The organism is Sphingomonas sp. Leaf208, assembly GCF_001421415.1.
Classification (GTDB): domain Bacteria; phylum Pseudomonadota; class Alphaproteobacteria; order Sphingomonadales; family Sphingomonadaceae; genus Sphingomonas.
The window spans coordinates 129,353-154,103 of the sequence record NZ_LMKH01000036.1 but is presented as its reverse complement, the minus strand read 5'-3'; the positions used below and the strand labels follow the sequence as shown (position 1 = coordinate 154,103).

The following is a 24,751-nucleotide window of genomic DNA, read 5'->3' as shown; positions in this document are numbered from 1 at the left end:
CGAACGCTTATGCCGCAGGCGATAGCTGAAGTGTCACATGACCGACGCCGACCGCCTCCGTACCGATCTCAGCCTCCGCGCGAGCGGTGTCTTGTCGCTCGCAATTGCCGTTATTGCGATCCACACACTCGCTCGCCTCCACCCGGCAACCGACCCGCTTGCGTTCCTACTCGCCATGACCGGCTTCGTTTGCGCGAGTGCCGGCGCGATGTTGGTGGTCGTTGGCGGACACATCTACGACCCGGTCAGGATCAGCGCCCGCTGGCGACGCGCCGCGCGATAAGGCGCGCCCGCGGCGGGACCTGTCGACGCGCGCGCGTGACGTCACTATGCTACCGCACTGCAGCATGATGACGACAAGGGAGCGCTCTGCATGATCGGTCGACGCGAAGTAGTAACCGCGCTGGGTCTGTTGGGTGTCCTCCCGCAGGCCGCAGCCGCAATGCGTGCAGCGCCCGGCAAGGCCGAGCCGTTCTCTTGGGACACGCTCCAGCAGCGTGCCGCGACGCTTGCCACCAAGCCATACGCCGCTCCCGCCAAGGTCGCCGCCGCCGCCGCGATCGATTACGACAAGGTCGGCAACATCCGCTTCCGCGCCGATAAGACGCTGGCCGGTGGCATCCGCCTGTTCCCGCTCGGCCGCTATGCGCCGATGCCGGTCGCGATCAACGTCGTCGAGAATGGTCAGGCGCGCCGCATCGAGTTCTCTCGTGACTTGTTCGAGGCCGAAGAGGGCCACGCCGCCGCGCTGGGCATCGCCGGATTCCGCGCGATGGCACCGGGCGGCACCAGCGACTGGATGGCGTTCCAGGGCGCATCCTATTTCCGCACCGCCGGCGCGCAGGACCAGTACGGCCTGTCCGCGCGCGGGCTCGCGATCAACACCGGGCTGCCGGGCCGCGAGGAATTTCCCGACTTCACCGAATTCTGGATCGAGCGGACCGGCGCGGACGCATACACGATCTACGCGCTGATGGACGGCGCCAGCGTTACCGGCGCGTACCGCATCCAGTCGCGGCACGTCGCCGGCGCGGGCGTCGAGCAGCAGGTTTCGTCCGTGCTCAACGTCCGCCGCGACATCGAGCGGCTCGGCATCGCGCCTGCGACCAGCATGTTTTGGTACGGCGAGGGCAATCGCGCCGCCGCGGTCGACTGGCGTCCCGAGATCCACGATTCGGACGGCCTGGCGCTGCTCACCGGCGCGGGCGAGCGCATCTGGCGCCCGCTCAACAACCCGCCGCATGATACGCTGGACAGTTTCGCGGACCAAGCACCCAAGGGTTTCGGGCTGATCCAGCGTGACCGCAATTTCGATCATTATCAGGACGACGGCGCGTTCTACGATCGCCGGCCGAACCTGTGGGTCCAGCCGCAGGGCGACTGGGGTAAGGGCGCGGTGATGCTGTATGCGTTCCCGACCAACAGCGAGACCGTCGACAATGTCGTCTCGTTCTGGACCCCGGCAGCGCCTGCGAAAGCGGGGCAGCAATTGCAGTTCGATTACTCGCTGTCGTGGAAATCGACCGATCCGACCGCCGTTGCCCCGACGGCGCACGTCGTCGATTGCTGGCAGGGCGTCGCCGGCCGGCCGGGCGCCGAGCCGGTGAAGGGGGCGCGGAAGCTCGTGGTCGATTTCATCGGCGACGGCCTCGCTGGTCTCGATCGGCAGAGCGGCGTGACGGCCAAGATCGACGTCGTCCGCGGCAAGGTACTCGCCAACGCGGCCTATCCCGTCGTCGGCCAGAAGAACCGCTGGCGCGTCACCGCCGACGTGGCCCCCGACGCGCAAGGACCCGCCGACGTCAGGCTGTTCCTCACGCGCGGCGGTCGTGCGCTTAGCGAAACCGTCCTGACCCCGATCTTCTGATGCCCGCGCTTCCCATGATGCCGGGCGAAACACCAATCGAGATGCCCCCGCAGCGTTTCGACGGCCCGCCGCCGCCTTGGTCCGCGCCCGAGCCGGGCCCGGGCATGGTCGTATCCTCCGACGACATGCTCGCGCGCCGCATCCTCCTCGTGCTGATGACCGGCCTCCTGGCAACCGCGGCGTCGTCGGCCGTGCAGGAATCGCTGCTTGCGGACGGACTGAGCTTTTGGGATGCGGCGTTGCTCGCGTTGTTCTTCCCGCTGTTCGCGTGGATCGCGTTCGGGTTCATGAACGCCGCGATCGGCTTTGTGCTGTTGATGACCGGCGGCCATCCGGGGTTCGTGCCGACCCCGCGACAATCGGAACCACTCGAAGGCCGCACCGCGATCCTGATGCCGGTCCACAATGAGGACATCGATGCGGTGTTCGAGCGGATCGCGTGGATGGCGCGCGCGATCGCCGCGGGCGGTGTCGCCGACCGGTTCGACATCTTCATCCTGAGCGATTCGGGCGAAGCGGCGGAAGCGGGCGAGGTCGCGGCGTGGGAGCGCCTCGCGCCGACGCTCGACTGTGCGCTCTATTACCGTCGCCGCACCGTGAACGTGGGCCGCAAACCCGGCAACGTCGCGGAGTGGATCCGGCGGTTCGGCGGCGGCTATCGCTACATGCTGATGCTCGACGCAGACAGCCTGATGGGCGGCAACACGATCATCGGCATGGCGCAGGTGCTCGAACGACGGCCTGCGGTGGCGCTGCTACAGACCGTGCCCGCGGTGATCAATGGCGTGACGTTCTTTCAGCGCTGGATGCAGTTCGCGAGCCGGTTGTACGGTCCGATCTCGACCGCTGGCCTCGTTTGGTGGTCGGGCTCGGAAGCGACTTTCTGGGGGCATAACGCGCTGATCCGGATCGAGGCGTTCGCTTCGAGTTGCGGGCTTCCAGATCTCCCCGGCCGCGCGCCGTTCGGCGGGGTCATCATGAGCCACGACATGGTCGAGGCGGCGCTGCTCCGCAGGCGCGGCTGGCGCGTCCACATGCTGATGACCGAGGAGACGTTCGAGGAATATCCGCCGACGCTGATCGACGCAGCGGTGCGTGACCGGCGCTGGGCGCAGGGGAACATCCAGCATCTCAGCCTGCTGACGTCGTCGGGGTTCCACTGGGTCAGTCGGCTGCAATTGCTGATGGGCGCGTCGGCGTTCATCACCTCGCCGGTGTGGCTGCTGATGATTGCGACGAGCGTCGTGCAGGCGCTGATCGGCGAGCGCAACATCGTCGAGGCGCAGACCTCGCTGCAGGTGCTGATGGTAACGCTGTTGCTGCTGTTCGGGCCGAAGCTGCTGAGCGTGATCTGGGCGTTCTCGAACGCGGAGCGGCGTGCGGGGTTTGGCGGGCGGCGCGGGATCGTGCGGTCGGTGCTGATCGACGTGCCGTTCTCGATGCTGTCGGCGCCGGTGATCGCACTGACGCAGACGATGGATCTGGGGGGGATATTAATGGGGCGCAAGTCCGGCTGGGCGCCGCAGAACCGCGATGCGCACGAACTATCGCTGGCGGACGTGATGCCGCGGTATCGTTGGCATGTCGGGGTGGGCGTCGCGCTGCTGGCTGTGACCCCGTTTGCGCCGATCACTGCGGCGTGGCTCGCGCCGGTGACGTTGGGGCTGTTGCTCAGCCCGTTTCTGACGATGCTGACGGCGAGCGAGAAGGCGGGGAAGTGGGCGCTGTCGCACGGCATGTTCGTCGAGCCGGGCGAGCATGTATCGGTGCTCTCGCGGCCTTCGCTGCCAGCGACGCAGGTCTGACGCCGAATACTTCCCCCCTCCCTGGAAGGGAGGGGCCGGGGGTGGGTCGATTTCCGTATCGCCGAACGGTCGCGCCACAAGCTGGCCTACCCACCCCCAACCCCTCCCTTTCAGGGAGGGGGGCAGGTTGGTCCTGCTATGCCCGGTGTCCGCTCAACTCCGCACCCGCATCCACCGCGAACCGTCGGTTCCAGATTGTTGCCGACGCCGACACCGCGGTAACCACCAGGAACGCCAGGGTGAAGTCCGTCAGCGCCGGCCGGGTCGCGCCCGTCCCGAGCATCCCGACATGCAGCGACGCTGCACCGACGCAGATGCCGAGCGACAGCATCAGTTGCTGGAACGTCGCGTAGAAGCTGGTCGCGCTGCTCATCCGCGACGACGGGATCTCGTCATACGCGATCGTGTTATACGCCGAAAACTGGAACGACATGAAGAAGCCGGAGATCATCAGCACGCCGAAGATCACCGGGATCGACCAGTCGGGGCGGAACAAGCCGGCGACCGCATAGCCGGAGCTTGCGCAGAGTCCGCCGACGATCAGGCTGTTGCGGAACCCGAAGCGCCTGAGAACGCGCGGTGCGAGGCTCTTCATCATCAGCGAGCCGATCGCGCCGGCAATCGTGATCGCGCCGCTGGCCGCCGCGGTCATGCCGAAGCCCAATTGGAGCATCATCGGCAGCAGGAACGGCTGCGCGCCTTGCGTGATGCGGGTCAGCGATCCGCCGATCACCGAAAGGCGGAAGGTGGGGATGCGCATCAGCGACAGGTCGAGGATCGGGTCGCTCCGGTGTTTCGCGTGGCGGATGTACGCGACGCCCGCGACGAGCCCGACCGCGATCAGCACGACGGCGCGCGACAATTCGCCGGTGCGGCTGGTCATCTCGAACCCGAACAACAGGCAGCCGAGCGAGACGCCCGACAGGATGAAGCCGGGCACGTCGAACCGCGCGGGTTTGTCCTCGCGCACCTCACCGATGAAACGCGTTACCAGAATCACGCCGAGCAGGCCGATCGGCACGTTGAGGTAGAAGATCCAGCGCCAGTCGAGATATGTGACGATCGCGCCGCCGACCGGTGGCCCGAGGATCGGGCCGATCAGCGCGGGCATAATCAGCCACGACATCGCCTGGACCATGTCCTCCTTGGCGACGCTGCGGAGCAGGACGAGGCGGCCGATCGGGATCATCATCGCGCCGCCGAGCCCTTGCAGGAACCGCGCGCCCATCATGAACGGCAGGCTGGTCGCCTGGCCGCAGAGCATCGATCCGCCGACGAAGATGAGGATCGCCGCGCGGAAGATCGTGCGCGAGCCGAACCGGTCGGCGAGGCGCCCGCTGGCGGGAATGAAGATCGCGAGCGCCAGCAGGTACGACGTCAGTGCCGAACTCATGCTGGTCGCGGGCACGCCGAAATCGCGCGCCATCGTCGGCAGCGCGGTGGCGAGCACGGTCGAGTCCATCTGCTCCATGAACAGCGCGCAGGCGATGATCAGCGCGGTGACGCGGTAGTTGCTCGGCGTGTGCGGCAGCGCGTTCGGGTCCTTGGCGACGCGCGCGATGGTGTCGGCGGCGGGCATGATGCCATCGCGGATTTCGCTGTTGATCGACGCCAGCCCGCGGCGACGCAGCCTCAAGTCTGCCACCCCCCGCCGAGCGCCTTGAAGACGTCGACCTGGCGATCGACCAGCAGCGCATCGGACGCGGCGAGGTTGGCTTGCGCGGTGGTCAGCGCCGCTTGCGCGGTCAGCAGCGAGAGGAAGTCGGTGCGGCCGAAGCGGTAGAGCGTACCGGCCTGATCCGCGGCGCGCGCGGCGCTGGACTGCGCGCGGCGCAGCGCTGCGTTGCGGTCGCCTTCGCGGGCGTAAGCGGAGAGGGCGGTCTCGGTCTGGCGAAGCGCTTCGAGTGTGGTCGAATCGAACTGTGCCAGTGCCTGGTCCGCGGTGGCGCCGGCCTGAGCGATCTGCGCGCGGATAACCGGGCAGTTAGGGAAGCTCCAGCTGATCAGCGGCCCGAGCCCGAGATGGAATGCGTTGGTCGAGCCGAGCGACGACACCGGCCCGGTGAACCCGGCCGAGCCGCCGAGGCTGACCTGCGGATAGAGGTTGGCGGTCGCCACGCCGATCCGCGCAGTGGCGGCGGCGAGCGACCGTTCGGCCTGGCGGATATCGGGGCGGCGCAGGATCAACGCGGTCCCGTCGCCGATCGGCAGCGGACGGGTGAGCGCGGGTGGCCGCGCGCACGTCGCGACGTCCTTTGGGAAATCGGCGGGGGCGCGGCCCATCAACGTCGCCAACCGGTACAGCGCGGCGGTTCGTGTCGCGACCTGCGAGGGGATCAGCGCTTCGCTTTGGTCGACTGCGGTTCTTGCGCGCGTTACGTCGAACGCGGTGCCGCGGCCGCCACGTTGCAGGCGCTGCGTCACGTTCAGCGTCTGGCGTTGCAGCGCTAGGATACGGTTGTTCGCGGCCAGCACCGAGTTCGCGGTGCAGGCGGTGGCGTAGCTCCGCGCGGTCTCCGCGGCGACGGTCACGCGGACGTTGTCGCGGGCGGCGGCAACCGCCTCGGCATCGCCTTGAGCCGCCTCGATCGCGCGGCGGATGCGGCCGGACAGATCGAGCGGGTAGGCGAGCGTGATGCCGAGGTTGTAGTCGAGCGTGCCGGGGAGATTGCCGCCGGTCGTGTAGGGGCGATCGAGCGAGGTGCCGCCGCCGAGAACGGTCGATAGCGTACGGCCCGCGGCGACTTCGGCGACCACGGCATCGGCGCGACGCAGGTTGGCGTCGGCGGCGCGGAGATCGGTGTTGGCGGCGAGCGCTTCGGTGACGAACGCGTCGAGGCGGGGGTCACCGTAGAGTTGCCACCAATGGTCGGGGAGCGGGGTGTCGGCGAACGCCTTCTCGTGGCCGCTGTCGAAACTGCCTTTGGCGGAGGGGCGGTTGACGACTGCGGACTTGGGGAGCGCGTAGTTTGGGCCGGCGGTCGTGCAGGCGGCTAGCAGTGTGGAAGCTACAAGGGCAGCGACGGACGCAACCGCCCCCCTCCCTGAAAGGGAGGGGTTGGGGGTGGGTAGGCCGGCTTGTGGCACATCGGTACGGATTTGTAGAAGCCTACCCACCCCCGGCCCCTCCCTTTCAGGGAGGGGGGAAGAAGGGGCGTTTCTAAGCGACGTGAGATGGCGACCGAACATCATGCTGTCGTCCCCGGAGTAGCGCGCGGCACCACCGTCACCGTTGCGGTACGGCCCACGATCAACTGCGTCCCCTTCGGCACGCTGGTCAGCTTCACCCGCACCGGGATACGCTGCGCCAGTCGCACCCAGTTGAAGGTCGGGTTCACGTTCGGCAGCAGGTTCGTCGTGTTGGTTCGCTCGCTGTCGTTGATTCCCGCCGCGATGCTGTCGACGCGGCCGTGGAGCGCCTGCGGTTCGCCCATCAGGTGGACGACGACCGGATCGCCGACCCGGATGCTGCCAAGCTTGGTCTCTTCGAAATAGCCCTCGATGCGGAGTGAGTCGGTGTCGACCAGCGCCATCGCCTGTGCGCCCGTCGCGATATAGTCGCCGGGGTGGAGGTCGAGGTTGGTGACGATCCCGTGCACCGTTGCGCGCACCGTCGTCCGCGCTAGGTTCAGCGCCGCAGTCGAGCGTGCGCTCTGCGCCTGCGCCAGTGCCGCCGACGCTGTGGCGACGCGGGCGACGTTCTGCTCGTGCGTTTCTTTCGCGACCAGATCGCCGAGCGCCAGGTCGCGCTGTGCCTCGCGTCGTGCCTGCAACAGCGTGGCGCGGGCGCTCGCGATCGACGCGTCGGACTGCGCCAGTGTCAACTGGAAGCGCGGGCGATCGACCACGAACAGCACGTCGCCGGGCTTTACCGCCTGGTTGTCGTGCACCGCGACCTGCGTGACGAGACCGGCGACATCGGGCGTCACGCGGACGATGTCGGCGCGGATATGCCCGTCGCGCGTCCACGGATCGGTCTCGTACCGTTTCCACAGCCACAGCGCGACCAGCACCGCGAGCGCGACGATGATCAGCGTGACGGCCGAGCGACCCAGCGGGGCGAACAGCGACTTGAGGCGGGAAGAGATCATGCGGAAGGTCCGGTCAGCAGGGCGAGCAGCCCGAGGATGAGGATGAACAGCGCGAGGTCGACGAGCGGTCGATACGTCACCACGCGGTAGGCGCCGGCAAACGCGAGCAACCGAGTGGCGATGCCGGTCAGGATGACGGCGGCGACGGCGAGCAGCAGGATGCTCGGCAGATAGACGCCGCCGATCGAGATTTCGCCGGTCATGCCGGTGCTCCGTAGGCTGGCGCTTGCGGGAACAGGTTGCGACGGAGCGAGGTCAGCGCGAGTACGCCGGTGCGGTGGCGATCGGGCGTGCTGGTCGCGAAACCGGTCATTGCGGCGTCGATTCCGGCGAGCAGGTCGGGTTCGGGTGGCGCGGGCTCATCCGGACGTAACGCACGGTAATGCGCGCCGATACCACGAAGGACCGGCGTGATCACCGCGGCCTCGTCGGACGAGCCATCGATCCGCAACTGCTTGAGTTCGCCGACCGCGACGCCGACGCGCAGGTCGGTCAGCGCGTCGAGCAGCGGCTTGCCCGGATCCTCGCCCTGCAACGCGAGGCGCGGGGCGAGCAGGCCGATGCGGTCCAGCATCCGCGCGATCCAGCCGGCGGCGTCGGGGCGGCTCATCGAGTCGCTGCGCGCCGCCAGTTCGCGCCAGCCTGCGCGGATCAGTCGCCGTGCGCTGGTATCTGCGCCGATCGTCTGGAACAGGCCGACCGTGACGACCGCGAACAACGTGCCGATCAACTGCGCGATGCCGCCGTTGAGGAACGCGTCGAAGCTGCCGCCGAACCGGTCGTTGAGGCCGACCGTGTTCAGCGCCCCGAGCAAGCCGCCGAGCGTCATCAGCAAGGTCGCCGGTCGGGCGAGAAACATCCCTCCGATCAGCATCGGCGGTGCAAGCACGGCGGCGAGCGTCACGAAATCGGTCACGCGCGGCAGGATGGCGAAGGCGTAGACGGCGGATATGACTAGCCCGATGATGGTGCCGTAGAAGAACGCCAGTATCGATGGTGCGGGATCATCGCTGTTGCCGAACAGCGCGCAGCACACGCCCGCGATCAGCACCGCGCCCGCCCCGTCCGACCAGCCCGTACCGATCCAGAAGACGCAGCCGAGCAGGATGGTCGCGACGGTGCCGGCGGCGGCGCGGAGTGCGATACCCCGGTCGCGGTGGAGTGGTCGCTTGGCGATCCGCGCGAGCAGCCGTGCGACCGCAGGCGTGACCGGTGCGCGCGACGGCGAGCGCATCTGGTCGCGCAGGTCGCGCGCGTTACGGTGCGCGTCGACCAGTTCGCCGAGCCGCGCCAGCAGGCTGAGCCGCAACGCATCGCGCCAGATCAGCGTGTCGCCCACCACCGGCTCAAGGACGCGGGCGCGTTCGATCAAGGCATCTGCGGTCGGACCACGCTCCGCCACGGGCGGCGGATCGCGCAGCCATTCGCGGACATCCTCGATCAGCGCGAGCGCTTCGGGGCGGGGCGCATCGGCGCCGCGCTTCAGCTCGACGATCCGGTCGTCGACCGCGCTCGCCAGGGGCAGCAGCATCGACAGTTCGGCCTGGAGCGCGCGCAGGGTCCGCGTGCGGGGAAGCAGGCGCGCAGTGTCGAACGGCAGGTGAATCGACAGCTGGTGAAGCTCGTTGATATCGAGCGCGAGGCGACGACGATCGCGGTCGAGCGCGGCATCGGATGCCCCCGCCAGCGAATCCCGCGACCAGCGCTCGGCATCGGCCAGAATCGCGTCGATCCGCGCGAGCAGCGTCGCGGTCACGGTCTGTGGGAAGACGAAGCCGTGGATCAGGCTCCCGCACAAGATGCCGATCGTGATCTCCTGCACGCGCAACGCGGCGATCGTGAACACCGCACCCGGAGTCGTGACCGACGGAAACCCGATGATGCTGGCCGTGTAGCCCGCCAGCAGGAACAGGTACGCGCGCGGCGTCCGATCGAGCAGCGAGATGTACAGGCACAGACCGAGCCACAGCGCCAGGCCGAGCGAGAGAAGCTCGGGCGCGTTGACCAGGTTCGGCACCAGCACCACCGCGGCGGCCGCGCCGAGTACCGTGCCGGCGACGCGGAACACCGCCTTCGAGAGCACCGCGCCTGCCAGCGGCTGCGCGACAATGTACGACGTCGTCACCGCCCAATAGGGACGCGTCAGACCGATCCTGAGCGCGATGTAATAGGCCAGGAACGCCGCGATCAGGCATTTGACCGAGAAGAGCGCTTCCTTTCCGCCGAACCGGGTGAGGTTCATCGTGCCGGGCTCATCGGGCGTGATCCGCGGTGAACCGTGCCCCGAGCCGCTCCGCGACGTGCAACGCGGTGGCGAGATCGTGGTCGGACACGTCGTCGAGCATCCCCGCGCGCAGGCTGGCGAACTTCGCCTCGATCGTGGTGACGAGCGCGCGGCCGTGATCGGTCAGGCGAATACGGCTGACGCGTGCGTCGGCGGGGTCGCGGCGACGCTCGACGAGGTTGGCCGCCGACATCTGATCGATCGAGCGCACCAGCGACGCCTGCGTCACGTCGAGTTGCTGCGCGAGGTCGGTTTGGCGCACGTCGTCGCCGAGCCTCCCGACCTGGACGAGCGCCCAGCCGGTCGACGCCGATACGTTCATGTCACGCAACGCCCGATCGGCCGCCCGCCGCCACATTCTTGCGAGCGGCAGGAGGGTGCGAGCGTAGGACGACTCGAGGATGGCGCGGGGGGAAGTCATTAGCGTGCTAAGTAATGACGATCGCGTGTGCTGCAATGCGGAATCGGTTTATGACGGAAATGTTAGAAACGGGTCCCCGCTAATGGCACCACCCCGGCGGAGGCCGGGGCCCAGTCGGCAAGGCCGAGGTAACGGAGGGCAGTGGGTAGTTGGCGGCGTCTCCCAACTGGGCCCCGGCCTCCGCCGGGGTGGTGCCGCTCGACGGAGAGGTCTTACTCGACCGCCAGGATCACGTGGCTCGCCTTGATCAACGCCAGTGCGCGCGTGCCGATCTGCAGGTCGAGCGCCTCCGCACTCTCCTTGGTCAACGTCGCGGTCAGCGTTTTGCCGAGCGTCAGTTCCAGCGTCACTTCGCTCGAGATCGCGCCATCCTCGCGCGCGATAACGGTCCCCGCCAGCGTGTTGCGGGCCGACGTCCGCAGGCTCTCGTGGCCGCGTGCGAGGATAACGAAGCTCGACTTGATCAGCGCCAGCGCGGTCGCGTCCGGCACTAGTCCTAGATCCTCGGCGCTGCCGCGCGTGATCGTCGCGACGATCTCGACGCCATCCGCCACCGCCAGCGTAACCTCGGCATCGATCGTCCCCGGCGTCACGCGCGACACAGTGCCGCGCAACACGTTGCGTGCGCTCGTCTTCATTCCGATTCCCCATAGCAGCGGCTTCAGCGACAGCCCGTTCGACACGCTAGCCTCGATCCGCGCCATCGCGCTGGCGAGCTCGGCCTCGGCGACCGCATAACCGTCGAGCACGGCCACGCCCGCCTCGGTGATCGGGCTCGCGCCACCGTCCTTGCCGCCCGCTGCGGGGAGCACGAGCGGGCGGTCGAACAGATTGTTCATCACCTGCACCGCGTCCCATGCCGCCTTGTAGCTCAGCCCCACGACCTTCGCCGCGCTGGTAATCGAGCCGCCATCGCGGATCGCGCGGAGCAGCGCGATCCGGTCGGCGCCGACGCGGCCTGTCTGGTCCTTGGCGAGCAGGATCGTGGCGTGGAGGGGGGGGGGCGTCGGTAGCGTCATAGCCCCCTCATACCTACTGCTTGATGCGGAAGGTAAGCCCGATCGTGCGCGGGTCGCTCGGCGTGGCGAGGATCAGGCCCGAATTGCCCGCCTGGATCGTCACGTTCTGGATGTAGTCCTTGTTCAGCAGGTTGCGCGAGAAGACGGCGAGTTCCCAGCCCTGCTTCGACCGGAAGCCGATGCTGCCGTTGACGATCGTGTAGCCCTGGATGACCGTGAACGCCGACCCCGAAGGATCGCCGAACTGCCGCGTGCGGGTATTCGAATCGACGTGGACGAAGCCGCTGCCGATGTCGGTGATCGGCTGGTTGTAGTCCGCGCCGAGCGTGTACGACCAGCGGGGCAGGCTGGACAGGCGCTGGCCGCTGAGATCGCAGAACGCTGCGGTGTTGAAGATCCGCTCGATCGGGCAGGGGGCCGCCGGGTAGGAATTGAACTTGCCGTCGGCGTAGGCGACGCTGCCGCGCAGCGACAGGTTGCGCGTGACGAGTGCGGTCGCGTCGGCCTCGAACCCGCGCACCGTCACTTTCGGGATGTTGGCGAGGTAGGTGCGGAGCGCGGCGGCGGCGCGCGTGTCGGTGACGTTCGCCTGGAAATCGGTGACGCGCGTGTAATAGCCGTCGACGTTGAAGATCAGGCGATTGTCGAACAGCTGCGTCTTGAGGCCGATCTCGTACGCGGTGTTCTTCTCGGGGCGGACGACTGCGGTGCCGATCGCGGGCTGGTTCCGGTCGTTGAGCGGGAGGCCGGACATGTTGATCCCGCCCGACTTCTCGCCGCGCGCGTAGCTGGCATAGGCGAGGATGCCGTCGGTCGCCTGATACGCAATGTTCGCGCGCCCAGTCAGCGCGCCGTCCTTGTCGCTGGCGGCGTAGTTCTGGCCTCGCAGGATCGACAGCTTGGCTGCGTTCAGTGCGGCGTTGGTCGTCTGCAAGCCGCCGAAGGTGAAGGTGTCGTACGTCCCCTCCTTCTCTTCGTAGGTATACCGAAGCCCGCCAGTCAGGGTGAGGCGATCGACCGGCTTCCAGTTCACTTCGCCGAATGCCGCATAGCTGTCCGAGCGGAAATCGGTGCGGCCGTCGGTGCCGTAGCCGTCGAGCAGGTTGCTGGGGACGGCGGTTGCAGCGGCGCCCGTGCCCGTCGACGTGCCGATCAGATAGCGTGCGGCGGCGGGGCCGTAGATCGAGATCGGGCGGCCGATGACGCGCTGGCGGAAGAAATATAGCCCGCCCACGTAGCTCAGTTTGTGGTCGCCGTTCGAGGCGAGGCGCAGTTCCTGGCTATACTGGTCCTGTCGCGCGGGGATGTGCTGTTCGGTCTGTATCGGGATGCCGGTATAGTCGCGATCGTTGTCGGCATCCCAGTTCCAGAACCGCCATGCGCTGACCGAGGTGAGCGTCGCGGCCCCGAGGTTCCAGTCCGCGATCACGCCCACACCGCCTTCATTGGTGTCGACGCCCAGCGCCGCGTCGATGTCGGTCTTGCGGTCGTACGGATTGGTGCTGGGCGGTGCGTAGTTGAACTGCGCGGCGAGGCCGGTCGGGCCGCCGAACTGGCGCGTGGCGGTGCGGAACAGACGGCCATCGGTACCACTGCCGGGCCGGGTCGCTACATTGTAATAGACCTGCGTGCAGCAGTTGCTCTGGAAGTTGGTGAAGTCGGCGCTGACCTTCACCTGGAACACTTCCGAAGGGCGGAACAGCAATTGCCCGCGGATCGCCTGGTTGCCGATGGTGTTCTGATCGCGGCCGGTGACGACGTTGTCGATCACGCCGTCGCGGCGCGTGCTGACCACCGACACGCGGCCGGCGAGCGTGTCGCCGATGATCGGGCCCGAGACGGCACCCTTCACCTGCACGAAGTTGTAGCTCGCATAGCTGATCTCGGCCTCGCCCTGCGTCGTGAAGGTCGGAGCGCGCGTGGTGATGTTGATCGCGCCGGCGGTGGAGTTCTTACCGAACAGCGTGCCTTGGGGGCCGCGTAGAACTTCGACCTGCTCGATGTCGCTGAAATCGAACGCGGCGGTGGCGGGGCGCGCGTGATAGACCTGGTCGACATAATAGCCGACGCCGGGTTCCAAACCGTCATTGGCCTGGCTGACCGCGACGACGCTGCTGCCGAGCCCGCGGATCGTGAACGCGGTGTTGCGGGGATTGGCCGAGCTGTAGTTCAGCGCGGGGACGAGCTGTGCGAGCTGTTGCGTGTTCACGGTATAGGAGCGGTCGAGAAGCGCGCCGCTTACAACGGATAGCGACCCGGGGATCTTCTGCGCGTTTTCCGCACGACGACGGGCGGTGACGATCACTTCCATCGAAGTGTCGGGTTCGCTTGGTTGTGCGACGCGGCCTTCGGTGCGAGCCTGTTCCGGATTAGCGGCGCTGGTTTGCGCGTTTGCCATCATGGGCAGGCACGTCGTCGCCAGCAGCACGGCACTTAGCCGCGTGAAATCATGTCCCCGCATTGTCGTCACCCCTGCGTTATATGGTCAAGCTACATAACGGGAAGTTTCGAAACGGATAGGGGGATTTCCGGACGCGCACGCGCCGATACATCCCCCACCCCGGCGAAGGCCGGGGCCCAATTGGGGGACGACGCTTGGCGAGCGTCGCGTGCCATTACTGTGACCTTTCCAATTGGGCCCCGGCCTTCGCCGGGGTGGTACGGCGTCAGGCGAGAAGTGCGACGATCTCCGCGGCGATCTCGGCGGGCAAGCGCGACGCGCCGTCAGCTACCGTCGACACCGTCGCCCAGCGGCCCAACAACCCGACCTCGGCCATCGCCGCATAGTTCGTCCGCACCCGGTCCTGCAGTCCGGTATCGGCCTCGTACGCGTCGAACGCATCGTCGGTGTAGGATCGCTTGCGCTTCTTCAGGATCAGCCCGCGCGCGATTGCGGCCGGCGTGTCGAGATACACCGACAGGTCAGGCTTCGGCAGCGCGAACGAGCCCGTCTCCAAATCAGCGATCCACGCCATCATCGCGTCAGCCTCGTCCGCCGGCACCTGCGCCGCCTGATACGCCATGTTCGAGGCGATATACCGGTCGAACACCACCACGTCGTTCGCCGCCATCGTCGCCAACAGATGGTCGCGCGACTCCATCCTGTCGAGCGCATACAACACCGCCGCCGCCCTGGGGGACGTGCCGCGCGGCAAGGTCCCTGCCAGCATCGCGCCGAGCGCCCAGCCGCCGACCGTCTCGGTATAGCGCGGGAACGATACGACGTCCGCAGTGCGGCCCGCGGCGCGCAGTTGCTCGACCACCAATGCCGAGGCGGTGGCCTTGCCCGCGCCGTCGGCGCCTTCGATTGCCAGGAGGAAGCTCATGGAAGAGCCCTAGCAAGGCTTACCGGCTCACCAAAGCCCGCAAATCGATCAGCCCGCGCAGCAAGGACGTGCCGCCCGGCGAGGCGATATAGCGCGGCGTCCAGTTCGGCCTGAACTTCTCCTTGTACGCGCGCAGGCCTGCAAACCCGTAAAAGCGTTCGCCGTGGCGGAACAGGAACGCCGCCACCTTCGACCAGGTCGGCGACAGCCGCCGCGCCTCGATCCCCGACAGCGGCGCCATCCCCAGCGAGAAATTGCGATAGCCATGCTCGTGCCCCCACAGCATCAGCCGCGTGAACAGGAAGTCCATGCCACCCTGCGGCATGTCCTCGGCGTGGCGCATCAGGTCGACCGACAGCTCCTGCCTGTTCGGCGTACCCCAGACGTTGGCGAAGGCGACGATCCTGCCCTCGATCCGCACCACCGCGCAGTCGAACTTCGCCATATATCCCGGCTCGAACCGACCGACGCTGAAGCTCTTTTCTGCATGATCCTTGTCGGCCAGCCACCAGTCGGAGATCGCTTGCAGTTCGGGGATGAGCGCGGACATCGCAGCGGCTGGCACGACTTCGAACGCTGCGCCTGCGCGTTCGGCGACGCGGCTTGCCTTCCGCACGCTGCGCATTTCGGGCGTCTCCAGCGTGAAGCCGTCCAGTTCGACCGTCGCCTCCTCGCCGTATTTGACCAGCTTGAGGCCCATCTCGATCGCGATCGGGACGATGCGCAGGCCGATCTGGTACAGCAGCAGCCGCCCCTGTGCGGCGTCGGCGCGCGCGCGGATCGCCCATAACAGTTCGGACCATGCCTCGCTTGGTCCCACCGGGTCACCGAGCACGATCCAGCTCGCGCCCTTCACCTGATACATCAGGAACGCGTCGCCGCTGTCCGAGACCAGGAAGCGCTTGTCGCCGGTGAAGGCGAGCATCGCGTCGGTGCGGTCGGCATGCGCGAGCGCGGCGGTCGCGACGTCGTCGGGCAGCATGTCGTGGACCATCGGCACGGGCGCCGCCGCGAACAGCCGCCAGATCGCCGCGCCGATCAGCAACAGCCCGACCGCGAGGCTGGTGCGCAGGAAGCGCGAGGCGTTGGCGTTGGTTTCGAACTGCCACCACAGGTCGCTCGAATAGCCGACGCGGCGATAGGCGAAGAAGCCGATCAGCACCGACAGCCCGATCGCGGCGCCAACGCCGACCAGCCACTCAGGCGACAACGGCTCCGCGGTCAGCCGCGTCCGCCGGTAGAACGCCGCGCGCGTCCATTGCAGCGCGGCGGCGGTCAGCAGCAGTATCGTCGCCTCCTCGTAATCGAGACCTTTCGCGATCGACAGCAGCGCGCCTGCAACGAGCAACGTCCGCGCCGCCCAGAACGCGCCGTCGAGCCGCCGGTACAGGCCAAGCGCGACCAGCAGCAGCATCACGCCGACGAGGCTCGCCGCGACGTGCGCCATCTCGCTGATCGGCAGCGGCAGGATCGTCGCCAGCGTGTCCATGCGACCGGGCGCCGCGGGCAGTGCGCCCGACACGAGCAGCATCGCGCCACTCAGGAACACCAGCACGCCCAGCAGCAAGGGCGCTAGCGGCAGTGCGATTGCGAGCGGATCGGTGCCTCGCCCACGCCATTGGCGTCCCTCGTGGAACGCCATCAACACTGCGGCGAGGATCAGCGGCGCGACGTAATAGATGATCCGGTAGGCGAGCAGCGCGGCGAGGACCGTCGCATTGTCCTGCGGCATCGTCGCTATGATCACCGCCTCGAACACGCCGAGCCCGCCTGGCACATGGCTGATCAACGCAACGACAATCGCCACCGCGTAGCCGAGGAACAGCACCGGATAGAGCTCGGGCGAGGCATTGGGGAGCAGCACGAACAACGCCGCACTTGCCGCCGCCAGGTCGACCGTCGAGACCAGTAGGAGCGCGAGCGCCTGCCGCCAGTTCGGCAACGGCAGCCGCCAGCCCAGCAGTCCGATCGATCCGCCCTGGCGGTGACGCAGGACGATCCCCAGCATGACGAGCGGGATGACGATGCCGACGCTGCGCTCGAGCAGAGGCGGCATCGTCCACTTGACGATCGGTAGCGTCCCCGGATGGATCGCCATCGACAGGCACGCGACGGTGATGACCCCCGCCCAGAACGTCACGCCGGCTATCAGCACGACGCGCGCCACGGCGGCTTCGTCTAGCCCGGCGCGGCTATACACGCGGTATCGCGCCGACCCGCCGGTCAGCATGGCCAGCCCAAGGTTGTGGCTGATCGTGTAGCTCGTGAACGACGCGACTGCAGCCGTCCGCCACGGCAGTGGATGACCGATCACTTTCAGGGCGATCGAATCGTAGAAGGTCAGCGCGATATAACTGACGACGGTCAGCCCGATCGCCACCGAGAGCTGCGACCAGCCGAGCGCGGAAAACGCGGCGCGGACTTCGGACAGGCGGATTTCGGCGGTCAGCTTGTGGATCGCAGCGAAGCCAAGCACCGCGACGATGAGTACCGCCAGCGCGATCAGCATGCCCCGGCGATGCGCGATCCAGTCGCGAATCCGAATAACGAACGGACGAGTCGTCATCGGGTCAACCGCGGTGCCAGGTCTGCGTCTTGCACAGGAACCCGCCGATCAGGCAGCCTTTCACGTCGATCGTATTCGCGTCGACCAGCGTCAGCGTCGACCCGAAGGTGCGGCCCATGTCGGGGACGAAGATCTGGCCCGACCATTTCCCGCGGCCGCTAGGGCGATATTCGCGGAGCAAGGCGGTGCCGATCAGTTTCGGCGTGCCGCCATCGCGGGCGTCGGCCTGCGCCTCGTCGCTGGCGCGCACCACCCAGCCGCACAGCCTGTCCCCGCAGGCGCCTGTTTTCACGGCCACGCTGTTCTTCGGATTGTGCCAGGTGCCTTCCACGGGGGAAGCAGGGGCCGGGCTGCCCACGGCCATCGCGAGCGCCATCATCACAGGAATCATCGGTCGATCCTCAATCCGCGAAAACGAACCGCGCCAGCACCTCGTAGAGCGCATCGGCGTCGCGGTGAAGCGGGTGTCCGCCCGGCAACGCGATCCGCGTCGCATTGGCCTGGGTCAGCAACGGACACAGGCTGCCGACTTCCTCCACGCCCTGGACGCATAGCAGAGGTGCCCAGGTCAGCCGGCGCGCGGTCGGCATCGCGTCGACGGTCGGGGTCCAGAGATCGAACACCTCGCTTGGTGACGCACGGAACTGGACGTTGTCCTCGGGCACGATCAGCGCGACCTTGGCGATCTTGGCGCGCAGTTCGGGGGCAAGGTCGACCAGCCCGACATGCAACATGTCCGCGCCGAACGACTGGCCGATCAGCACCACCCGGTCGGTGTGGCCGAGCCGCAACGCGCGCTGTTCTGCGCGCGCGATCAGCGTCGTGATGTCCGCCGGCGTCCGCGTCGTACGCAGATAGGTCAGCGTGTTGACCGCGACCACCGGCACGCCGTCCGCCGCCAGCCGTCGCGCGATCTGGGGCGCCATGCCGATCTTGTAGCCGAGATCGCCGGTGAGAAGCACGACGGCGAACGGCCGCTGCGGTTTGGTAGGATGGACATCGGTAAAAAGCGGCCCACCGAAATAGCCGAGCCAGCCCATGAAGCCAGCCGCGGCGATAGCGGCCAGGACCAGCGCGAGCAGGGATCGGTAGAGCCACGTCATCCGCAACCGATTGCACCGGGGCGGGTGATCGGCACGTGGAGCGATAGTGAAGTTTTCTTCACGCACTGCTCCCCTCCCTGAAAGGAAGGGGCTGGGGGGTGGGTTGGCGCGCTCGTGCCGTAACGGTCTGATATGCGGAAACCGACCGACCCCCGACCCCTCCCTTTCAGGGAGAGGGGGAGAACCGTCTCGCCCCTCAAACCGGATCGTGCGCCAACCGCTCATGGTGACGGATCACCTCGTCGATGATGAAGCGCAGGAATTTTTCGGAAAACTCGGGATCGAGCTGCGCCTCCGCCGCGAGGTGCCGCAGTCGTGCGATCTGGCGCTCCTCGCGGCCGGGATCCGCGGGGGGCAGGCCGTGCGTCGCCTTGTGCCGACCCACCGCCTGCGTCACCTTGAAGCGCTCCGCGAGCATGTGGATCAGTGCCGCATCGATGTTGTCGATGCTCTGGCGGTATCCGGTCAACAGGTCGTCAGCCACCAAAATACCCTTTCGTTGGTTCGGCGCGCCTTTTGCGGCGACGTGGCCGGATCGGCAAGGCGTCGCACAGCAGATCGGGGCGAGCCGGTGCAGGCCGACGCCCGGCAAGGGTTGCTTTGCAGGGGCATAGGCGTCAGAGGCTCGGGAAGATGAGCGCCACCGTCCACCGCCTCGACACCCTTCGTCCCACGCCCGAGTCCCAGCCCTCGCTGGACCCGATGGTCAAGCTTGTCCGTGGCGACATGGATCACGTCAACGCGGTGATCCGCGGCCGGATGGAGTCCGAGATCCCGCTGATCCCCGAACTCGCCGGTCACCTGATCGCGGGTGGCGGCAAGCGGATGCGGCCGATGCTGACGCTCGCGAGCGCGCAACTGATCGACTATACCGGTACGCAGCATCACCTGCTCGCCGCCGCGGTCGAGTTCATCCATACCGCGACGCTGCTCCACGACGACGTCGTCGATGGCTCGGACCTGCGCCGCGGCAAGCGCACCGCCAACATCATCTGGGGCAACCCGGCCAGCGTGCTGGTCGGCGATTTCCTGTTCAGCCGCAGCTTCGAACTGATGGTCGAGGCAGGCAGCCTCAAGGCGCTGAAGATCCTGTCCTCGACCAGTGCGGTCATCGCGGAAGGCGAGGTCAATCAGCTTACCGCCGCGCGCCGCGTCGGTCTCGGCGAGGAGCGGTATCTCGACATCATCGGCGCGAAGACCGCGGCGTTGTTCGCGGCTGCGTGCCGGATTTCGGCGGTCGTCGCCGATCGTCCCGAGGCCGAGGAGGCTGCGCTCGATGCCTATGGCCGCAATCTCGGCATCGCGTTCCAGTTGGTCGACGATGCGATCGATTACGTCTCCGATGCTGATACGATGGGCAAGGATGCGGGCGACGACTTCCGCGAGGGCAAGATGACTCTGCCGGTGATCCTCGCCTATGCGCGTGGCTCGGACGAAGACCGCGCGTTCTGGAAGGATGCGGTCGAAGGTCGTCGTGACAGCGAGGCCGATCTGCAACACGCGATCCGCCTGATCCGCTCCACCCGCGCGATCGATGACACGTTCGCGCGCGCCCGGCATTACGGCCAGCGCGCGATCGACTCGATCGCCGGCTTCCCTAACGGCGCCGCCAAGGACGCCATGATCGAAGCCGTCGAGTTCGCGGTCGCCCGCGCATACTGATCGCGCTAGCGGATCGGTGATCCGGCATTCGGCAGCGTCGCCTCGCCGACCGGCGTCGATTTGCCGAACAAGGCGCGGTCCGCGGGGCCAAACGCGTATTTCCACAGGATGTAGAGATAGGTGGCCGCGATCGCGGGTTCGCCGATCGCCAGCTCGACCCATTCGTAACGCTTGGGTAGCGCGGTGAAGCCTGCGCCCACCACGATCGCTGCTAGTGCGGCCCACACTAGTGGCCAGCGCCACGGCGAGACGCTGGTCCCGAGCAGATGGCCGAGCAGCTTCGACTTGATGATCGAGGTCAGACCCACCGACAGCATCAGTGCGATCGCCGGGCCAGCGGCCTGGTAATTGACGGGATAGCCCAGTGCCCGGATCGTGAAGATCAGCGCAAAGCTCAGACCGACCTGGAAGGCGAGCATCGCCGCCGAGATCATCAGGTTGCGGTGTCGGGCGATGTAGACGAGCGCGGACTCGCTGACTGCGCCGGTCGAGGCAAGGACTTCGGCAGTGAGAAGGAACGCAAGCGCGGCGGTGCCGGCGACGAACTGCGGGCCGACTACGCCCATCACCGCTTCGCCAGGGATCGAACCCATCAGCGCGAGCCCGCCCTGCGCCGCCATGATCCAGAACGCGACTTGCCGCACCTGATTGGCGATCGCCGCGCGGTCGTTGATCGCGAGGCTATGGGTGATGACGGGGCCGAGGATCGGGTCGAAGCTGGTCTTAAGCTTCTGCGGCAGGCTCGCGACCTGCTGTGCCATGTAATAGATACCGACAATTTTCGGCTCGAACATCACGCCTAGGATGAAGCGGTCGACGTTACGGCTGCCCCATTCGAGGATGTCCGCGCCGGCCAGCGGCACGTTGGCGCGGGCGAGCGCGTAGAGCGGGCGGAGCTGCGGTTTCCAGCCACGCGGAATGCCGTAGCTGCGCAGGAACGGCACGAGGCTGGCGATCAGCGCTGCGGTCATCGACGCGACGTAGCTCAGCACGAGGCCATCGCGGATCGTGAAATACGAGAAGGCCCAGGCGGCGATCGAGATCGTCCACGGCTCGACCACCGCGCGGGCAGTGACCGCTGCCTTGACGTTGAGGCGGTAGGCGAGCGCGGCGAGGCTGACGTCGGACCAGGCGACCGCGACGATGATCAGCGGCAGGAACCGGTCGAGCCCGGTGATCGCGCTGTTCGGATACATGATCTGCGGGAACGTACAGAGCACCGCGCTGGCGATAAGCGACGCGACGAACGCGACCGCCATCGCGTCCCAGACGACGTTGGCGTGCGGGCGGTCGGCGCTGCTGAGGGCCTGCGCGAGGCCGCGCTTCAGCCCGAGCGTCGCGAGAAGCGCGGCGAGTTCGACCACCACGACCGCGATCGCGAAGCGGCCGACGAGGTCAGGGCCGTAGATGCGGCCGGCGATGAACAGGAACGGGATACGCGCGGCGAGGCGGAGGACGAAGCCGGCGATGTTCGTGCGACCGCCCTTGGCGAGCGTGTCGATGTCCTGAGTGGCCTCGGTCACTCTTCCCCCTTCCCTGAAAGGGAGGGGTAGGGGGTGGGTTCGCCCGTGAGGTTCGGTTGCGCCTGCCTCGAGCCTACCCACCCCCGGCCCCTCCCTTCCAGGGAGGGGGGAAGGTTTTCGGGCATCGACTGGCTCAATGCGCCGCGCCCCAGCTCAGGCCGGTGCCGATCTCGATGCCGAGGGGCACATCGAGCGTTACCGCAGGCTGTGCCGCCGCCGCCATCACGCGTTCGATTACGGGCTTAGCTGCGTCCACGTCACCTTCCGGCAGTTCGAACACGAGTTCGTCGTGGACCTGGAGAAGCATGCGGACGTTCGGCAGCCCCGCTTCGAGCAACGCCGGCCCCATCCGCACCATTGCGCGCTTGATGATGTCGGCGCTTGTCCCCTGGATCGGCGCATTGATCGCGGCGCGTTCGGCGCCCTGGCGTTCGTGCTGGATCTTCGAGCGGATGCGGGGGAAGTGGGTCTTGCGGCCGAACAGCGTGGTCGTAAAACCGGTCGCGCGGACGCTCTCCGTCGTCTCGACGATGTAGTTGGAGATGCCGGGGAAACGATCGAAATAGCGGTCGATCATCGCCTGCGCCTCGTCCGCGGTCACGTCGAGGCGGCCGGCCAGTCCCCAGCGCGAGATGCCGTAGAGGATCGCGAAGTTGATCGTCTTCGCCCGGCCGCGCGTGTCGCGGTTGACCTCGCCGAACAGTTCTTGCGCGGTCAGCGAGTGGATGTCGTCGCCGTTCGCGAACGCTGCCTTCAGCGCGGGGACGTTGGCCATGTGCGCGGCCAGCCGTAGCTCGATCTGCGAGTAATCGGCGGCGAGGATGACGTTGCCGGGCTCGGCCACGAACGCGTCGCGGATCTGGCGGCCGATCTCGGTGCGGATGGGGATGTTCTGGAGGTTGGGATCGGTCGACGACAGGCGGCCGGTCTGCGCACCGGTCAGCGAGTAGGACGTGTGGACGCGACCCGTCGCCGGATTGATCTGCGCCTGCAACGCGTCGGTGTAGGTCGATTTCAGCTTCGACAACTGGCGCCAGTCAAGCACTTTGCGTGCGATCACCGCGCCGGGTGAATCCTTGTCCGCGGCGATGCGCTCGAGTTCGTTGACGTCGGTCGAATAGACGCCGGACTTGCCTTTGCGGCCGCCCTTGATGCCCATCTTCTCGAACAGCACGTCGCCCAGTTGCTTGGGGCTGCCGATCGTGAACGGCGCGCCCGCGAGCGCGTGGATTTCGGTTTCGAGGCTCGCCATCTGGCCGGCGAACTCGGTCGAGAGCTTCGACAGTTTGGCGGCATCGACCTTGATCCCGTGCATCTCCATCTGCGCGATGACGGGGACGAGCGGGCGATCGACCATCTCGTAGACGCGGGTCGAGCCTTCCGCGGGCAGGCGGCGCTTGAAGCGGCGCCAGAGACGGAGCGTCACGTCGGCATCCTCGGCGGCGTAGCGCGTGGCGGCCTTGAGGTCGATTTCGTTGAAGGTCCGCTGCGTCTTGCCGGTGCCGACGACGTCCTTGAACGCGATGCAGCTGTGCGAGAGGTGCGTGGCGGCGAGTTCGTCCATGCCGTGGCCGTGCAACCCGGCGTCGAGATCGAAGCTCATCACGATCGTGTCGTCGAATGGCGCGATCTGCACGCCGCCGGTCGACGCATAGGCGCGGCCGAGGACGATCATGTCGTATTTGAGGTTGTGGCCGATCTTCAGGACGCTCGGGTCCTCCAGCAACGGCTTCAGTTTCTCTAGCACGAGCGCGCGATCGAGCTGGACCGGGTTTTCCGCGAGCAAATCGGTGCCGCCATGCGCGATAGGTACGTAGCAGGCGAGGTTCGGGTGCAGCGCCATGCTGATCCCGACCAGGTCCGCGCGCGTCGCGTCGATGCCGGTGGTCTCGGTGTCGATGGCGATCCAGCCCTGATGTTTCGCCACCGTGATCCAGCGATCGAGTGCGGCTTCGTCGACGACGGTTTCATAGTCATCGTGCTTGCAGGGCTCGTCGTCGTCCATGTCCGCGACGACGGTCGACTCTTCGACTGGGGCCTCGGCAACCGCGGAAAGCTTGGCGATCAGCGACTTGAAGCCGTGATGTTCGAGGAACGCGCGCAGGGGGGCGTCGGGGATGCCCTTGAGTTCGAGATCCTCCAGTGGCTCGGGCAGCGCGACGTCGCATTTGAGCGTGACGAGCACCTTCGACAGCCGTGCCATCTCGGCATGCTCGATCAGATTGTCTCGGAGCTTGCCCTTCTTCATGCCGTCGGCGGCGGCGAGCACGGATTCGAGATCGCCGTGTTCGAGGATCAGCTTCGCCGCGGTCTTGGGGCCGACGCCGGGGACGCCGGGGACGTTGTCGACGCTGTCGCCCATCAGCGCGAGCACGTCGCCGAGCTGCGCGGGCGAGACGCCGTGGAATTTCTCCGCGACATGCTCCGCGCCGAGCCGGCGGTTGTTCATCGTGTCGTACATGTCGAGTCCGGGCTCGATCAGCTGCATCAGATCCTTGTCGGAACTGACGATCGTGACTTCCCAGCCTTGGGCGAGTGCGGCCTTCGAATAGCAGGCGATGATGTCGTCGGCTTCGAGGCCCTCGGTCTCGATGCAGGGAAGGCTGAACGCACGCGTGGCGTCGCGGATCATCGGGAACTGGGGGACGAGATCCTCGGGCGGCGGCGGACGCTGCGCCTTGTACTTGTCGTAGAGATCTTTGCGGAAAGTCTTCGACGACTTGTCGAGGATGACCGCCATGTGGGTCGGGCCGTCGGCGGCGTGGACCTCGTCTGCGAGCTTCCACAGCATCGTCGTATAGCCATACACCGCGCCGACCGGCTCGCCATGCTTGTTGGTGAGCGGCGGCAGCCGGTGATAGGCGCGGAAGATATAGCCGGAGCCGTCGACGAGATAGAGATGGGGCATCGCGCGCGGTCTAGCGGATGCGAGGGCGCGCACCAATGGGCGATGCGTGCTTGTTGGGTATCAGGTGGGGAGAAAAGCGGTGGGGTGTTTGCCTCGCTTTAGCGGTCTCGAGAAACGCACCACCCCGGCGGAGGCCGGGGCCCAATTGGAAAGGTGGTCGTAACGGCGCGCTGCGC

19 protein-coding genes are annotated in these 24,751 nt (G+C 67.2%); 4 read left to right on the top strand and 15 right to left on the bottom strand.

The window, feature by feature from the left end; all coding sequences use genetic code 11:
• The first annotated feature begins 37 nt into the window (after positions 1-37).
• From ASE69_RS18255 to mdoH, 3 genes are all read left to right on the top strand, one after another.
• Positions 38-283: a hypothetical protein gene (locus ASE69_RS18255; protein ID WP_056489699.1), complete on the top strand. Its 246-nt coding sequence runs from the start codon at positions 38-40 to the stop codon at positions 281-283.
• A 90-nt stretch (positions 284-373) separates the two neighbouring features.
• Positions 374-1,867, top strand: coding sequence for a glucan biosynthesis protein (locus ASE69_RS18250; RefSeq protein ID WP_056489697.1), 1,494 nt, complete (start codon positions 374-376; stop codon positions 1,865-1,867).
• On the top strand, positions 1,867-3,672 hold the full coding sequence (gene mdoH, locus ASE69_RS18245; protein WP_235518971.1) for a glucans biosynthesis glucosyltransferase MdoH: 1,806 nt from the start codon (positions 1,867-1,869) through the stop codon (positions 3,670-3,672). Before ASE69_RS18250 ends, mdoH begins: the two co-directional genes overlap by 1 nt.
• A gap of 136 nt (positions 3,673-3,808) precedes the next feature.
• On the opposite strand, the gene ASE69_RS18240 is transcribed toward mdoH, so the two are convergent.
• The 13 genes from ASE69_RS18240 to ASE69_RS18180 form a co-directional block, all read right to left on the bottom strand.
• Positions 3,809-5,308 carry a DHA2 family efflux MFS transporter permease subunit gene (locus ASE69_RS18240; protein ID WP_156362402.1) on the bottom strand — a complete coding sequence of 500 codons (1,500 nt, stop codon included), beginning with the start codon at positions 5,306-5,308 and terminating at the stop codon, positions 3,809-3,811.
• Positions 5,305-6,672 carry an efflux transporter outer membrane subunit gene (locus tag ASE69_RS18235; protein ID WP_056490291.1) on the bottom strand — a complete coding sequence of 456 codons (1,368 nt, stop codon included), beginning with the start codon at positions 6,670-6,672 and terminating at the stop codon, positions 5,305-5,307. The genes ASE69_RS18240 and ASE69_RS18235 overlap by 4 nt, the downstream gene beginning before the upstream one ends.
• Positions 6,673-6,860: 188 nt before the next feature.
• Entirely contained in the window at positions 6,861-7,763 is a 903-nt protein-coding gene (locus tag ASE69_RS18230; RefSeq protein ID WP_056489695.1) for an efflux RND transporter periplasmic adaptor subunit, read from the bottom strand.
• Positions 7,760-7,966 carry a DUF1656 domain-containing protein gene (locus ASE69_RS18225; protein WP_056065737.1) on the bottom strand — a complete coding sequence of 69 codons (207 nt, stop codon included), beginning with the start codon at positions 7,964-7,966 and terminating at the stop codon, positions 7,760-7,762. The genes ASE69_RS18230 and ASE69_RS18225 overlap by 4 nt, the downstream gene beginning before the upstream one ends.
• Positions 7,963-10,005: an FUSC family protein gene (locus ASE69_RS18220; protein WP_056489693.1), complete on the bottom strand. Its 2,043-nt coding sequence runs from the start codon at positions 10,003-10,005 to the stop codon at positions 7,963-7,965. The genes ASE69_RS18225 and ASE69_RS18220 overlap by 4 nt, the downstream gene beginning before the upstream one ends.
• A gap of 10 nt (positions 10,006-10,015) precedes the next feature.
• Positions 10,016-10,369, bottom strand: a complete 354-nt coding sequence (locus tag ASE69_RS18215; protein ID WP_235518970.1) for a MarR family winged helix-turn-helix transcriptional regulator — start codon at positions 10,367-10,369, stop codon at positions 10,016-10,018.
• Between the two features lie 311 nt (positions 10,370-10,680).
• Complete coding sequence (locus tag ASE69_RS18210; RefSeq protein WP_082453230.1) at positions 10,681-11,487, bottom strand: TOBE domain-containing protein; 807 nt, start codon at positions 11,485-11,487, stop codon at positions 10,681-10,683.
• A gap of 13 nt (positions 11,488-11,500) precedes the next feature.
• Complete coding sequence (locus ASE69_RS18205) at positions 11,501-13,948, bottom strand: TonB-dependent receptor (RefSeq protein ID WP_056489689.1); 2,448 nt, start codon at positions 13,946-13,948, stop codon at positions 11,501-11,503.
• Between the two features lie 205 nt (positions 13,949-14,153).
• Positions 14,154-14,813 carry a dTMP kinase gene (locus tag ASE69_RS18200; RefSeq protein ID WP_056489687.1) on the bottom strand — a complete coding sequence of 220 codons (660 nt, stop codon included), beginning with the start codon at positions 14,811-14,813 and terminating at the stop codon, positions 14,154-14,156.
• 19 nt (positions 14,814-14,832) lie between these two features.
• Positions 14,833-17,379, bottom strand: coding sequence for a bifunctional lysylphosphatidylglycerol flippase/synthetase MprF (mprF, locus tag ASE69_RS18195; protein WP_200924199.1), 2,547 nt, complete (start codon positions 17,377-17,379; stop codon positions 14,833-14,835).
• Positions 17,380-17,383: 4 nt separating this feature from the next.
• On the bottom strand, positions 17,384-17,770 hold the full coding sequence (locus ASE69_RS18190; RefSeq protein WP_056489683.1) for a DUF2147 domain-containing protein: 387 nt from the start codon (positions 17,768-17,770) through the stop codon (positions 17,384-17,386).
• 10 nt (positions 17,771-17,780) lie between these two features.
• Complete coding sequence (locus ASE69_RS18185) at positions 17,781-18,482, bottom strand: AcvB/VirJ family lysyl-phosphatidylglycerol hydrolase (protein ID WP_056489680.1); 702 nt, start codon at positions 18,480-18,482, stop codon at positions 17,781-17,783.
• Positions 18,483-18,678: 196 nt separating this feature from the next.
• Positions 18,679-18,966, bottom strand: a complete 288-nt coding sequence (locus ASE69_RS18180; protein WP_056489678.1) for a chorismate mutase — start codon at positions 18,964-18,966, stop codon at positions 18,679-18,681.
• Positions 18,967-19,115: 149 nt separating this feature from the next.
• On the opposite strand from ASE69_RS18180, the gene ASE69_RS18175 reads away from it, so the two are divergent.
• Positions 19,116-20,144, top strand: coding sequence for a polyprenyl synthetase family protein (locus tag ASE69_RS18175; protein ID WP_056489676.1), 1,029 nt, complete (start codon positions 19,116-19,118; stop codon positions 20,142-20,144).
• A 5-nt stretch (positions 20,145-20,149) separates the two neighbouring features.
• On the opposite strand, the gene ASE69_RS18170 is transcribed toward ASE69_RS18175, so the two are convergent.
• Both ASE69_RS18170 and polA read right to left on the bottom strand, forming a co-directional pair.
• Positions 20,150-21,667 carry a lipopolysaccharide biosynthesis protein gene (locus ASE69_RS18170; protein ID WP_056489674.1) on the bottom strand — a complete coding sequence of 506 codons (1,518 nt, stop codon included), beginning with the start codon at positions 21,665-21,667 and terminating at the stop codon, positions 20,150-20,152.
• 133 nt (positions 21,668-21,800) lie between these two features.
• Positions 21,801-24,575 (bottom strand): DNA polymerase I, encoded by a 2,775-nt coding sequence (gene polA / locus ASE69_RS18165; protein WP_056489672.1) that lies wholly within the window; start codon positions 24,573-24,575, stop codon positions 21,801-21,803.
• Positions 24,576-24,751: the final 176 nt, after the last annotated feature.